13 protein-coding genes are annotated in these 13721 nt (G+C 70.6%); all 13 read left to right on the top strand.

Going from position 1 to position 13721, the window contains the following annotated elements; genetic code table 11:
- Positions 1-58: 58 nt before the first annotated feature.
- The 13 genes from aroC (at position 59) to gmk (ending at position 13689) form a co-directional block, all read left to right on the top strand.
- A complete protein-coding gene (gene aroC / locus ASF89_RS07995; protein ID WP_055813669.1) occupies positions 59-1279 on the top strand; it encodes a chorismate synthase in 1221 nt (406 codons plus the stop codon).
- The gene (locus ASF89_RS07990) at positions 1276-1788 is read left to right on the top strand and encodes a shikimate kinase (protein ID WP_235476424.1); all 513 of its coding nucleotides are present in this window, start codon (positions 1276-1278) and stop codon (positions 1786-1788) included. The genes aroC and ASF89_RS07990 overlap by 4 nt, the downstream gene beginning before the upstream one ends.
- Positions 1785-2870 carry a 3-dehydroquinate synthase gene (gene aroB, locus ASF89_RS07985; protein WP_055813665.1) on the top strand — a complete coding sequence of 362 codons (1086 nt, stop codon included), beginning with the start codon at positions 1785-1787 and terminating at the stop codon, positions 2868-2870. The genes ASF89_RS07990 and aroB overlap by 4 nt, the downstream gene beginning before the upstream one ends.
- Positions 2871-2975: 105 nt before the next feature.
- A complete protein-coding gene (gene efp / locus ASF89_RS07980; RefSeq protein WP_055797347.1) occupies positions 2976-3536 on the top strand; it encodes an elongation factor P in 561 nt (186 codons plus the stop codon).
- 18 nt (positions 3537-3554) lie between these two features.
- Positions 3555-3965 carry a transcription antitermination factor NusB gene (nusB, locus tag ASF89_RS07975; protein WP_055813662.1) on the top strand — a complete coding sequence of 137 codons (411 nt, stop codon included), beginning with the start codon at positions 3555-3557 and terminating at the stop codon, positions 3963-3965.
- Positions 3966-4066: 101 nt separating this feature from the next.
- Positions 4067-4639, top strand: a complete 573-nt coding sequence (gene pyrR / locus ASF89_RS07970) for a bifunctional pyr operon transcriptional regulator/uracil phosphoribosyltransferase PyrR (protein ID WP_055797353.1) — start codon at positions 4067-4069, stop codon at positions 4637-4639.
- Complete coding sequence (locus ASF89_RS07965; protein ID WP_055813659.1) at positions 4636-5592, top strand: aspartate carbamoyltransferase catalytic subunit; 957 nt, start codon at positions 4636-4638, stop codon at positions 5590-5592. Before pyrR ends, ASF89_RS07965 begins: the two co-directional genes overlap by 4 nt.
- Entirely contained in the window at positions 5589-6962 is a 1374-nt protein-coding gene (locus ASF89_RS07960) for a dihydroorotase (protein WP_082489872.1), read from the top strand. The genes ASF89_RS07965 and ASF89_RS07960 overlap by 4 nt, the downstream gene beginning before the upstream one ends.
- Positions 6959-7477: a hypothetical protein gene (locus ASF89_RS07955; protein ID WP_055813656.1), complete on the top strand. Its 519-nt coding sequence runs from the start codon at positions 6959-6961 to the stop codon at positions 7475-7477. Before ASF89_RS07960 ends, ASF89_RS07955 begins: the two co-directional genes overlap by 4 nt.
- Positions 7474-8643: a glutamine-hydrolyzing carbamoyl-phosphate synthase small subunit gene (gene carA, locus ASF89_RS07950; RefSeq protein WP_055797364.1), complete on the top strand. Its 1170-nt coding sequence runs from the start codon at positions 7474-7476 to the stop codon at positions 8641-8643. The genes ASF89_RS07955 and carA overlap by 4 nt, the downstream gene beginning before the upstream one ends.
- Complete coding sequence (gene carB, locus ASF89_RS07945; protein WP_055813653.1) at positions 8643-11918, top strand: carbamoyl-phosphate synthase large subunit; 3276 nt, start codon at positions 8643-8645, stop codon at positions 11916-11918. The genes carA and carB overlap by 1 nt, the downstream gene beginning before the upstream one ends.
- Complete coding sequence (gene pyrF / locus ASF89_RS07940; protein WP_235484049.1) at positions 11915-12787, top strand: orotidine-5'-phosphate decarboxylase; 873 nt, start codon at positions 11915-11917, stop codon at positions 12785-12787. The genes carB and pyrF overlap by 4 nt, the downstream gene beginning before the upstream one ends.
- On the top strand, positions 12775-13689 hold the full coding sequence (gene gmk, locus ASF89_RS07935) for a guanylate kinase (RefSeq protein ID WP_055813650.1): 915 nt from the start codon (positions 12775-12777) through the stop codon (positions 13687-13689). Before pyrF ends, gmk begins: the two co-directional genes overlap by 13 nt.
- Positions 13690-13721 lie beyond the last annotated feature (32 nt).

Genomic DNA, 13721 nt, shown 5'->3' with positions numbered 1-13721 from the left:
GAGAGCGCCCCCGGTCGATCGGCCGGGGGCGCTCTCGCGCTGTGGGAGGATTGCTCCCATGCTTCGTTGGTTGACCGCAGGGGAATCACACGGCCCCGAGCTCATCGCCGTCCTCGAGGGGCTCCCCGCGGGGGTGCCCGTCTCGTCGAGCGCGATCAAGTCCGATCTGGCCCGCCGTCGTCTCGGCTACGGCCGCGGCTCGCGCATGAAGTTCGAGCAGGACGAGCTGCACATCTCCGGCGGCGTCCGGCACGGCCTGACCATGGGCGGCCCCGTCGCCCTGCGGGTCGGAAACACCGAGTGGCCCAAGTGGGTCGAGGTGATGAACCCCGAGCCGGTCGAGATCGGCGACGCCTCGCGGGGTCGGAGCGCGCCTCTGACGCGTCCCCGGCCCGGGCACGCTGATCTCGTCGGGATGCAGAAGTACGACTTCGACGAGGCCCGGCCGATCCTCGAACGCGCGAGCGCGCGTGAGACCGCCGCCCGCGTGGCCCTCGGCGCCGTCGCCCGGTCGTTCCTCTCCGAGCTCGGCATCGAGCTCGTCAGCCACACGCTCTCGATCGGCCCGGTCCGCGTCCCCGAGGGCTCGCCCCTCCCGCTGCCGTCCGACCTCGACCGCCTCGACGACGACCCTCTGCGGTGCTTCGACGAGGCGACGAGCGCGGCCATGGTCGACGAGGTCGAGTCCGCCAAGCGCGACGGTGACACGCTCGGCGGGGTCGTCGAGGTCCTGGCCTACGGCGTCCCCCCGGGCCTCGGCTCGCACGTGCACTGGGATCGCCGCCTCGACTCGCAGCTGGCGGCCGCCCTCATGGGCATCCAGGCCATCAAGGGCGTCGAGGTCGGCGACGGATTCGAGACCACCAGGAGGCGCGGGTCGGTCGCGCACGACGAGCTCCACCGGTCGGGCGGAGTCATCTCGCGTGACACCGACCGCGCCGGCGGCACCGAGGGCGGGATGAGCACCGGCACGGTCCTCCGCGTCCGGGCCGGCATGAAGCCGATCGCCACGGTTCCCCGGGCGCTCGCGACCGTCGACGTCACGAGCGGCGAGGAGTCCAAGGCCCACCACCAGCGCTCCGACGTCTGCGCCGTGCCCGCGGCGGGCGTCGTGGCGGAGTCCATGGTCGCCCTCGTCCTCGCCAACTCGGTGCTCGAGAAGTTCGGGGGCGACTCCCTCCGGGAGACGGCCCGCAACCTCCGCGGCTATCTCGACGCGATCCCCGAGAACCTGCGGACCGGCGACGTCAGCGAGCCGCACGAGTCCGACCGACCGTGACACGTCGGCCCGTCGTGCTCATCGGCCCGATGGGCGCCGGCAAGTCGAGCATCGGCAAGAAGCTCGCCCGCCGGCTCGGCTCCCCGTTCGTCGACAGCGACCGGGTCATCGTCCAGCGGCACGGCCCCATCCCCGAGATCTTCGAACGAGACGGCGAGGCCGTGTTCCGCTCTCTGGAGCGTGAGGTCGTCGCCGAGGCGCTCGGCTCCGACGGCGTCGTGTCGCTCGGCGGGGGAGCCGTCCTCGACGGGTCCACCCGCGCCTCCCTGGCGGGCCTGCCCGTCGTGATGCTCACCGTCAGCGCCTCCGCCGTCGAGTCCCGGCTCGCCGGCGGATCCCGCCCGCTGCTCGCGCGAGGGGGGATCGACGCCTGGCGCGCGATCGCCGCCGAACGCGATCCCGTCTACCGCGACGTGGCCTCGGTCGTCGTCGACACGTCCCATCGCCCGGTCTCGTCGGTCGTCGACGACATCGTGGCCTGGCTCGACCCCGAGAGAGGTACCCCGTGACCGAACAGCCCACCACGACGATCCGCGTCGGAGGCGACGCCCCGTACGACGTCCACGTCGGGCGCGGCCTCGTAACGGGACTCCCGGCCCTCCTGCCCCCGCAGGCGAAGAAGGTGCTCATCGTGCACGCCCCGACGCTCGGCCGCAAGGCGAACGAGGTGCGCGAGACCCTCGTCGAGGCGGGGTACGAGGCGCTCATCGCCGAGGTCCCCGACGCCGAGGACGCCAAGCGCGTCGAGGTCGCGGCGTTCTGCTGGCAGGTCCTCGGGCAGGCCGACTTCACCCGGACGGACGTCGTCCTCGGGCTCGGCGGCGGGGCGATCACCGACCTCGCCGGATTCGTCGCCGCGACCTGGCTGCGCGGCGTCGCCCTCGTGCAGGTCCCCACGAGCGTCCTGGGCATGGTCGACGCCAGCGTCGGCGGCAAAACCGGCATCAACACGGCCGAGGGCAAGAACCTCGTCGGGGCCTTCCATCCGCCCATCGCCGTCCTGGCCGACCTCGACATGCTCGACACCCTGTCGAAGAACGAGATCCTCGCGGGCTTCGCCGAGATCGTGAAGGCCGGGTTCATCGCCGAGCCCGAGATCCTCGACATCGTCGAGGCCGACGTCGACCGCGCGACCGACCCGTCGACGCCCGAGTTCCGGCGCGTGGTGGAGCTCTCGATCGCTCTCAAGGCGCGGGTGGTGGGCGAGGATCTCACCGAGCAGGGGCTCCGCGAGATCCTGAACTACGGACACACCCTCGGGCACGCGGTCGAGCACGCCGAGCGCTACCAATGGCGTCACGGCGCGGCCGTCTCGGTCGGAATGGTCTTCGCGGCCGAGCTCGCACGCCTCACGGGTCGGCTCTCGGACGAGGCGGTCGACCGCCACCGCCGGATCCTCGAATCCCTGACCCTGCCCGTCAGCTATCCGCTGGGCCGCTGGAACACCCTCCTCGCGACCATGCAGCGCGACAAGAAGGCGCGGGCGGGCATGCTCCGGTTCATCGTCCTCGACGGGATCGGCAGGCCGACCGTCATCCAGGGACCCGACCAGAGCCTGCTCTTCGCGGCCTATCAGGAGATCGGGTCCTGACCGGCCCGTAGCGCTGCCTCGCCCGTCGCCGCACGGGTGTCCGCTACACTCGTCGGTGGCCTCATCGGGCCGTCAACTCCCCGACTCCGAACGGATCCCTCGCGCATGGCGACTACCAACGACATCAAAAACGGTGCCGTCCTCAACCTCGACGGACAGCTCTGGAACGTGATCGAGTTCCAGCACGTGAAGCCGGGCAAGGGTGGGGCGTTCGTCCGGACCAAGATGAAGAACGTCATGTCGGGCAAGGTGGTCGACAAGACCTTCAACGCCGGCACGAAGATCGACTTCGCCAACGTCGACCGCCGCGAGTTCACGTACCTCTACGCCGAGGCCGACGGCTACGTCTTCATGGACACCAGCGACTACGACCAGATCAACGTGCCCGCCACGGTCGTCGGCGACGCCAAGAACTTCATGCTCGAGAACCAGAACGTCCAGATGGCGCTGCACGACGGCACGCCGCTCTACATCGAGCTGCCCGCCTCGGTCATCCTCGAGGTCACCTACACCGAGCCCGGACTGCAGGGCGACCGGTCGACGGGCGGCACGAAGTCGGCCACCGTCGAGACCGGCTACGAGATCCAGGTCCCGCTCTTCCTCGAGAACGGCACGAAGGTCAAGGTCGACACCCGCGACGGCAGCTACCTCGGCCGCGTCAGCTAGTCGGGGTCGTCGACCGCAGTGAGTGCCCGTACCAAAGCGCGCAAGCGCGCCCTCGACGTCCTGTACGTCGCCGACATCCGCGAGATCAGCATGACCGACGCCCTCGTCATGGAGACCACGCGGGCCATGGCCCAGCCCGAGCGGAACTCGAGCTGGGGTTACGCCCGCGAGATCGTGCAGGGCGTCATCGACCACCGTTCCGAGATCGACGAGCTCATCGAGACGTACTCGCAGGGCTGGTCGCTCAATCGCATGCCGACGCTCGACCGGGCGATCCTGCGCATCGGCATTTGGGAGCTCGGCCACAACGACGAGATCCCCGATCACGTGGCGATCAGCGAGGCCGTCGAGCTGGCGCAGTCGCTCAGCACCGACGACTCGGCGGTCTTCGTCAACGGTCTGCTCGGACGGATCGCCGCCAGCAGCTAGGCTGGATCCCGGTCGGATCGCGGCATCAGCCGCGATCCTCGAAATCCATGACATCCGACATCCTTTAAGTTCCGTCCCGAGAGGCGGGGAAGGGGGTCCGATTGAGCACACGCACCGTGCTGAGTCAGGCTGACATCACGCGCGCACTGACGCGCATCTCCCACGAGATCCTCGAGTCGAACCGCGGGGCCGCCGATCTGGTCGTCCTGGGCATCCCGACCCGGGGCGTCGTCCTCGCCGAGCGGATCGCGGCGTCGCTCGAGAGCATCTCCGGCGGATCGGTGCCCGTGGGCACCGTCGACGTGACCATGTACCGCGACGACCTCCGGCGACAGCCGACCCGCGCCTCCCGCCCGACGTCGTTGCCCGTCGGCGGCATCGACGGCAAGACGGTCGTCCTCGTCGACGACGTCCTGTACTCGGGGCGCACCATCCGGGCTGCGCTCGACGCGCTCAGCTCGCTCGGGCGTCCCCGTGCCGTCCGACTGGCCGTGCTGGTCGATCGCGGGCACCGCGAACTGCCGATCCGCGCCGACTTCGTGGGCAAGAACCTGCCGACCTCGACGTCCGAGCGCATCTTCGTGCGCGTGCTCGGCGTCGACGACGACGAGCTCGTGGCGATCGAAGGAGGCGCGTCGTCGGTCGACGACGCCACCGGCGGGGAGACGTCGTGAGGCATCTGCTCAGCACGGCCGACCTCGCTCTGGACGACGCCCTGCGCATCCTCGACATCGCCGAGGACATGGCCGACGTCAGCACGCGCGAGGTGCGGAAGCTGCCGACGCTCCGAGGCACGACGGTCGTCAACCTCTTCTACGAAGACAGCACCCGCACCCGCATCTCGTTCGAGGCGGCGGCGAAGCGGCTCAGCGCCGACGTCATCAACTTCGCAGCGAAGGGATCGAGCGTCTCGAAGGGGGAGTCCCTCAAGGACACCGCGCAGACCCTCGCTGCCATGGGGGCGGACGGCATCGTCATCCGCCACCCGTCCTCCGGCGCGCCGCGGGTCCTCGCCGACAGCGGCTGGGTGGAGGCCGCGGTCGTCAACGCCGGCGACGGCACCCACGAGCACCCGACGCAGGCTCTGCTGGACGCCTTTACGATGCGGCGCCGGCTCCATGGGGCGGCCAGTCGGGGTCGCGACCTCGACGGACTCCGCGTCGTGATCGTCGGCGACATCCTGCACTCGCGGGTCGCACGGTCGAACGCCTGGCTCCTGCGGACACTCGGGGCGCACGTCTCCGTCGTCGCGCCTCCCACGCTCCTCCCCGTCGACGTCAGCCGGTTCGGCGTCGACGTCTTCTACGACCTCGACGAGGCGCTCGCCCGCGTCCGGCCCGACGTGGTGATGATGCTGCGCATCCAGCAGGAGCGCATGAACGAGGCGTTCTTCCCGAACGCCCGCGAGTACGCCCGATCCTGGGGCCTCAGCGCCGCCCGCTTCCGCGCACTGCCCGCGACCGCGATCGTGATGCACCCCGGCCCCATGAACCGCGGCCTCGAGATCAGCGACGAGGCCGCCGACTCACCCCGTTCGACCGTCCGCGAGCAGGTCGCCAACGGCGTCGCCGTGCGGATGGCCGTGCTCTACCTGACCCTCGCCGGCGACCGGGAGGACTCCCTGTGACCACCACGACCACCCACCTGATCCGCGCCGTCGAGACGGTCGAGGGAACGCGCACCGACGTGCTCGTCCGCGACGGAGTCGTCGTCGAACTCGGGTCGGGCCTCAGCGCCGCGGGCGCGTCGATCGTCGACGCCGACGGCCTGCTGGTCCTGCCCGGGCTCGTGGACCTCCACACGCACCTCCGCGAGCCGGGCGGCGAAGGCAGCGAGACCGTGCTCACCGGTTCGCGGGCCGCTGCCGCAGGCGGCTTCACCGCGGTGAACGCCATGGCGAACTCGTCGCCCGTCGCCGACACCGCCGGCGTCGTCGAGCAGGTCCAGGCGCTCGGCGACCGTGCGGGTTACGTCACCGTCCGGCCGATCGGCGCCGTGTCGCGGGGGCTCGAGGGGACGCACCTCTCCGAGATCGGCGCCATGGCCCGCTCACGAGCCGCCGTCCGGGTCTTCTCCGACGACGGCCACTGCGTCAGCGATCCGCTGCTGATGCGCCGGGCCCTCGAGTACGTGAAGGGCTTCGGGGGAGTCGTCGCCCAGCACGCGCAGGAACCCCGACTGACCGTCGGCGCCCAGATGAACGAGGGTGCGCTGTCGGCAGAGCTCGGCCTCGCGGGCTGGCCCGCCGTCGCCGAAGAGGCCATCATCGCGCGCGATGTGCTCCTCGCGGATCACGTCGGTGCCCGGCTGCACGTCTGTCACGTCTCGACGGCGGGCAGCGTCGCGGTGATCCGGTGGGCGAAGTCCCGCGGAATCGACGTCACCGCCGAGGTCACGCCCCACCACCTGCTGCTGACGGAGGACCTCGTCGCCGGCTACGACTCGCGGTTCAAGGTGAACCCGCCGCTGCGCGGACACGACGACGTCGAGGCCCTCCGGGCCGCCCTCGCCGACGGGACGATCGACATCGTGGCGACCGACCACGCGCCCCACACCTCCGAGGCGAAGTGCTGCGAGTGGGACTCCGCCGCCAACGGCATGGTCGGGCTCGAGACCGCGCTGCCGGTCGTGCAGCGCATCATGGTCGACACGGGCCTCATCGGCTGGGCCGACGTCGCCCGGATCATGTCGACGACGCCGGCCGTGATCGGGCGCGTGGCGGGCCAGGGTCGGCCGTTGGCGGTCGGTGAGCCGGCCGAGCTGACGCTCTACGATCGGAGCGTGACCCGCACCTTCTCCGTCGACCATCTGGCGGGCAAGAGCGTGAACTCGCCCTTCATCGACTACGACCTGCCCGGCCGGGTCATGGCGACCTTCCACCAGGGCTATGCCACCGTCGAGTCCGGTCGGGTCGTCGAGACCGAGACGGTGGCGCGCGCCTCGGCGGGGGTCGCCGCCCGTCGGCTCGCGATCGAGACGGGGGCGTCGACCCGATGACCTACTGGTGGATCGGCCTCGGCATCCTCGTCCTGCTCGCCGCGCTCATCTGGCAGATGGCGCGCTCATGGCGTGCTCGGGGGCGGCGTCAGTCCGACATCGCGCTCCCCGAGATCGCCCCCTCGGTGCTCGGATCGACCCGGGTCGAGACGGACGGCTTCTACGTGGCCACCTCCCGAGCGGGTGATCCGCTCGACCGCATCGTCGTCGGAGGCCTCGGCTTCCGCGGTCGTGCGGTCGTCTCCGTCCACCCCGAGGGGGTCCGCCTCGAGATCGCCGGCGAGCCCGCGAAGCTGATCCGCGCCTCCTCGATCCGCGACGTCGGACGGGCCACCTGGACCATCGACCGGGTCGTCGAAGAGGGTGGTCTCGTCCTCATCGCCTGGACCCTCGGCGAGACCGACGTCGACACCTACCTGCGCATCCTCGACGACCCGACCGCCGTCGTCGACCGCGTCCGCGAACTCATCCCCACGGCCCCCCGGGCCGAGACCAGCACTGGAGAGAAGCCTTGACCGAAAAAGCCGTCCTTGTCCTCGAAGACGGATCCCGCCACGTCGGGCTCGCCTACGGCGCCGTCGGCCGCACTCTCGGCGAGGTCGTCTTCGCCACCGGCATGACCGGCTACCAGGAGACTCTGACCGACCCCTCGTACGCCGGCCAGATCGTCGTCATGACGGCACCGCACATCGGGAACACCGGGGTCAACGACACGGATCCCGAGTCCCGCCGCATCTGGGTCGCCGGTTACGTCGTCCGCGACGCCAGCCGGGTCGTCTCCAACCATCGCGCGCAGGGCAGCCTCGACGACCAGCTCGTCGGCGACGGCGTGGTGGGCATCCGCGGCATCGACACCCGGGCCGTGACCCGCAGGCTCCGCGACGCGGGTTCCATGAAGGGCGGCGTGTTCAGCGGCCCCGACGCCGAGCTCGATCCCGCCGAGCAGCTCGCCCTCGTCACGGCGGGGGCCGGCATGCGCGGTCTCAACCTCTCGAGCCGGGTCTCGACCCTCGAGCCCTACGTCGTCGAGCCCGTCGGCGAGCGCATCGGCTCGGTGGCCGTCCTCGACCTCGGCGTCAAGACGTCGACCCTGCGGTACCTCGCCCAGCGCGGCTTCGAGGTGCACGTCCTGCCGCAGTCCACGACGCTCGACGAGCTGCGCGCGCTCGGACCCGACGCGCTCTTCTACTCCAACGGCCCCGGCGACCCTGCGGCGAGCGACTCGCAGGTCGAGCTGCTCCAGGGGGCGCTGCGCGACGGCCTGCCCTACTTCGGCATCTGCTTCGGCAACCAGCTCTTCGGCCGCGCGCTCGGCTTCGGCACCTACAAGCTGCCCTTCGGTCACCGCGGCATCAACCAGCCCGTGCTCGACAAGACGACGAACCGCGTCGAGATCACGAGCCAGAACCACGGCTTCGCGGTCGACGCGCCCATCGAGGGCGTCCTCGACTCTCCGGCCGGATTCGGTCGCGTCGAGGTCAGCCACTACAGCCTCAACGACCAGGTCGTCGAGGGACTCCGCGCTCTCGACATCCCGGCCTTCTCCGTGCAGTACCACCCGGAGGCCGCCGCCGGCCCGCACGACAGCAACCACCTCTTCGACCGCTTCCGCGAGGCGGTCGTCGCACGATCCCACGGCGAGTCCGTCGACTTCGGCTCCGACATCGAAAGCAGCAACTGATGCCCAAGCGCGCTGACATCAACTCCGTCCTCGTCATCGGCTCCGGGCCGATCGTCATCGGCCAGGCGGCCGAGTTCGACTACTCCGGCACGCAGGCCTGCCGTGTGCTCCGTGAAGAGGGGGTGCGCGTCATCCTCGTCAACCCGAACCCGGCGACGATCATGACCGACCCCGACTTCGCCGACGCGACCTACATCGAGCCCATCACGTCCGAGGTGCTCGAGGCGATCATCGTGAAGGAGCGCCCCGACGCGATCCTCCCCACCCTCGGCGGACAGACGGCGCTGAACGCGGCCATCAAGCTCGACGAGGAGGGGATCCTCGCCAAGCACGGCGTCGAGCTGATCGGCGCCAAGGTCGAGGCCATCAAGAAGGGCGAGGACCGCCAGCTCTTCAAGGACCTCGTGCTCGAGTCGGGCGCCGACGTCGCCAAGTCGTACATCGCGCGGACGGTCGAGCAGGCCGTCGACTACGCCGAGGACCTGGGGTACCCCCTCGTCATCCGACCGTCGTACACGATGGGCGGTCTCGGCTCCGGCTTCGCCTACACGCGCGACGAGCTCGTCCGCATGGTCACCGATGGCCTGCACCAGAGCCCCACCACCGAGGTCCTCCTCGAAGAGAGCATCCTCGGCTGGAAGGAGTACGAGCTCGAGATGATGCGCGACACGGCCGACAACACCGTCGTCGTCTGCTCGATCGAGAACGTCGACCCCGTCGGGGTCCACACCGGCGACAGCATCACCGTCGCGCCGGCGCTCACCCTGACCGACCGCGAGTATCAGAACCTGCGCGACATCAGCATCGACATCATCCGTCGCGTCGGCGTCGACACCGGCGGGTGCAACATCCAGTTCGCCATCGACCCGTCGAACGGCCGGGTGATCGTCATCGAGATGAACCCGCGCGTGTCGCGCTCCAGCGCCCTCGCGTCGAAGGCGACGGGCTTCCCCATCGCGAAGATCGCCGCGAAGCTGGCTCTCGGGTACCGCCTCGACGAGATCCCCAACGACATCACGAAGGTGACCCCCGCCTCCTTCGAGCCCACGCTCGACTACGTCGTCGTCAAGGTCCCGCGCTTCGCGTTCGAGAAGTTCCCGGCCGCCGACACGACCCTCAGCACGACCATGAAGAGCGTGGGCGAGGCCATGGCCCTCGGTCGCAACTTCTCGCAGGCGCTGCAGAAGGCGCTGCGCTCGCTCGAGAAGCGCGGCTCGAGCTTCCACTGGCAGGGCGACCCCGGAGACAAGGAGGCGCTGCTCGCGTTGGCCGCGACGCCGACCGATGGTCGCATCGTCACGGTCCAGCAGGCCCTCCGCGCGGGTGCGACGGCCGACGAGGTCTTCGAGGCCACGAAGATCGACCCGTGGTTCGTGGATCAGATCGTGCTCATCAACGAGGTCGCCGAGACCGTGGCGAGCGCGGGGTCCCTCGACGCCGAGACGATCGCCTTCGCGAAGGACCACGGTTTCAGCGACGTGCAGCTGGGTCAGCTGCGCGGCGTGTCCGAGCAGCAGGTGCGCGACGAGCGCCACGGGCTCGGCGTCCGTCCCGTCTTCAAGACGGTCGACACGTGCGCGGGGGAGTTCCCTGCCCTGACGCCGTACCACTACTCGAGCTACGACGTCGAGACCGAGGTCGTCGCGAGCGATCGCCGCAAGGTCATCATCCTCGGCTCGGGTCCGAACCGAATCGGGCAGGGGGTCGAGTTCGACTACTCGTGCGTGCACGCCAGCTTCGCGCTCGGCGACGCCGGCTTCGAGACCATCATGATCAACTGCAACCCCGAGACCGTCTCGACCGACTACGACACGAGCGACCGGCTCTACTTCGAGCCGCTGACCCTCGAGGACGTCCTCGAGGTGGTTTACGCCGAGAGCGCGAGCGGCGAGCTCGTCGGCGTCGTCGTGCAGCTCGGCGGTCAGACCGCGCTGGGCCTCGCGAAGGGGCTGGAGGCGGCCGGCGTCCCCATCCTCGGCACGACACCCGACGCGATCGACTCGGCCGAAGAACGGGGCCTCTTCCAGGGCATCCTCGACGCGGCGGGTCTCCTCGCACCTCGGAACGGCACGGCCACCGACCACGAGAGCGCCGTCGCGGTCGCCGAGGAGATCGGCTATCCCGTCCTGGTCCGTCCGTCGTACGTGCTCGGCGGGCGCGGCATGGAGATCGTCTACGACAGCCCCTCGCTGGCCGACTACTTCGTGCGCGTCGAGGACCAGGCGATCATCGGACCCGATGCTCCGCTGCTGGTCGACCGGTTCCTCGACGACGCCGTCGAGATCGATGTCGACGCCCTCTACGACGGCACCGAGCTGTACGTCGGCGGCATCATGGAGCACATCGAGGAGGCCGGCATCCACTCCGGCGACTCGAGCTGCACGCTCCCGTCCGTGACGCTCGGCAAGGGCGAGATCGATCGGGTCCGCGCGGCGACCCTCGAGATCGCCCGCGGGATCGGGGTGTCGGGTCTGCTCAACGTGCAGTTCGCGATCGCCGCCGGCGTCCTGTACGTCATCGAGGCGAACCCCCGCGCGAGTCGCACCGTCCCCTTCGTCTCGAAGGCCCTCGGCATCCCCCTCGCGAAGGCGGCGTCGCTGATCATGGTCGGACAGAGCGTCCGCGAGCTGGTCGACAGCGGTCTGCTGCCCGCTCTCGACGGCTCGGACGTCCCTCTCGACTCGCCGATCTCGGTGAAGGAGGCGGTGCTGCCCTTCAAGCGCTTCCGCACGAAGGACGGTCAGATCGTCGACAGCGTGCTCAGCCCCGAGATGCGTTCCACGGGCGAGGTCATGGGCATCGACCGCGACTTCCCCCGGGCGTTCGCCAAGAGCCAGACCGCGGCCTACGGCGGGCTGCCGACCTCGGGCACCGTCTTCGTCAGCGTCGCGGACCGCGACAAGCGGGCGATCGTCCTGCCGGTGCTCCGCCTGCAGCAGCTGGGTTTCCGCATCCTCGCGACGGAGGGGACGGCCACCGTCCTCGTCCGCAACGGCATCACGGCCGACACGGTGGCCAAGTTCAGCGCCGGCGGGCACTCGGTGGTCGACCTGATCAACGCCGACGAGGTGGACATCGTCATCAACACGCCGAGCGGGTCGAGCGCCCGCGCCGACGGGTACGAGATCCGGGCCGCGACCGTGGCCGCCGACAAGGCGCTGTTCACGACCATCGCCCAGCTGGGTGCGGCCGTGGCCTCGATCGAGGCCGTGCAGAGCGAGCTCGAGGTGACGAGCCTTCAAGACTACGGTCTGGCGCGGGCGGCCCGCCGGTGACGGCGGGCACGGTCCTGCCGCCGTTCGGTGAGCGCCTCGTCGAGGTCGTCGGACGCTCCGGCCCGCTGTGCGTCGGCATTGACCCGCACGGGCACCTCCTCGATGCCTGGGGGCTGTCGCGCAGCGCCGACGGCGTCCGCGAGTTCGGTCTGCGGGTCGTCGAGGCCGTCTGGCGAGGAGGCGCGGGGATCGTCAAGCCGCAGGTCGCGTTCTACGAGCGCTGGGGTTCGGCCGGCTTCGCCGCGTTGGAGGACGTCCTCGACGCCGCGCGTCAGGCCGGGCTGCTGGTCGTCGGCGACGCGAAGCGAGGTGACATCGGCAGCACGATGGACGCCTACGGGGACGCCTGGTTCGACACCGGCTCGCCCCTCCGCGTCGACGCGCTGACCGTGTCGCCGTATCTGGGGTTCGCCTCGATGACGGGTCTGGTCGCGAGGGCGCGTCGTTCGGGCGCGGGCCTCTTCGTGCTCGGGGCGACATCGAACCCGGAGGCGCGGGTCACCCAGTCCGCGCGGCGCACCGACCCGGACGGCACGGTCCGCACCGTCGCGGGCGGTATCGTCGACGACGTGCTGCACGACAACCAGAACGCCGGAGAGACCCGGTTCGGCTCGGTGGGGCTGGTGCTCGGCGCGACGGTCGACCTGGTCGACGCCGGGATCGACGTCGACCTCCTGACCACCACGCCAATCCTCGCGCCCGGATTCGGTCATCAGGGCGCCCGCTACCGCGACATCCCCTCCCTCTTCGGGTCGGCCTCGCGGTCCGTCCTCGTGTCGACGTCGCGGGCTCTGCTCGACCGGGGTCCGGCCGGGCTCGCCGACGCCGTCCGTCGTGACTCGGATGAGATCCGCCGATGCCTCGTCTGACGCCGCCGCCGGTGGATCGCGCCGCGGCCGCTCGTGCCGCCGTCGCCGCACGGAGGGGCCGCGCCGCCGTGAAGTCGGCGGTCGCCGACCGTCGGCGACCGGCCCTCGACGTGGCCGAGGCCGCGTGGGCGGGGGAGCCCACGGCACCCGAGGCGACCCTCCGGGTCCGCGAACTGCTGACGAGCATGCCCGGCATCGGTCCCACCCGCGCCGCACGCATCATGGCCGAGCTCGGGATCGCCGAGTCGAAGCGGGTCGGCGGCCTCGGCGTCCGTCAGCGGCGGACGCTGGGGGACTGGCTCGCGCACCGCGAGGTCCGCGGTCGTCTGCGCTCGCGTCTCGTCGTGCTGGCCGGGCCGACGGCCGTGGGCAAGGGCACGGTGTCGGCGCACATCCGCGACAACTACCCCGACGTCCATCTGTCGATCTCCGCCACGACGCGCGCACCGCGGCCGGGTGAGGTCGACGGCGTCCACTACTACTTCGTGGACGACGCCGAGTTCGACCGCATGATCCGCGACCGGGAGCTGCTCGAGTACGCGACGGTGCACAACTCCTACCGGTACGGCACACCCCGGCCCCCCATCGACGCCGCGCTCCGCGACGGTCGGAGCGTCCTTCTCGAGATCGATCTGCAGGGAGCGCGACTCGTGCGGGCCGCCATGCCCGAGGCCGTGCTCGTCTTCCTGCTGCCGCCCACCTGGGACGAACTGGTCCGCAGACTGATCGGCCGGGGCACGGAGGACGCCGCCGAGCAGCACCGTCGACTCGAGACGGCCAAGGTCGAGCTCGCCGCTCAAGACGAGTTCGACGTCAAGGTCGTGAACCACGACGTGGCCGAAGCGGCCCGCGAGGTCGTAGAATTGATGACTGCGTCCGACGACGCGCGCCCGCGCGACTGATCGACGCCACGACTTCCCCCTCGGCCTGCCCG

It is taken from the genome of Frigoribacterium sp. Leaf172, assembly GCF_001424285.1.
Lineage (GTDB): Bacteria > Actinomycetota > Actinomycetes > Actinomycetales > Microbacteriaceae > Frigoribacterium.
The sequence above is the reverse complement of the archived record's forward strand: the minus strand, read 5'-3'. Positions and strand labels throughout refer to the sequence as shown.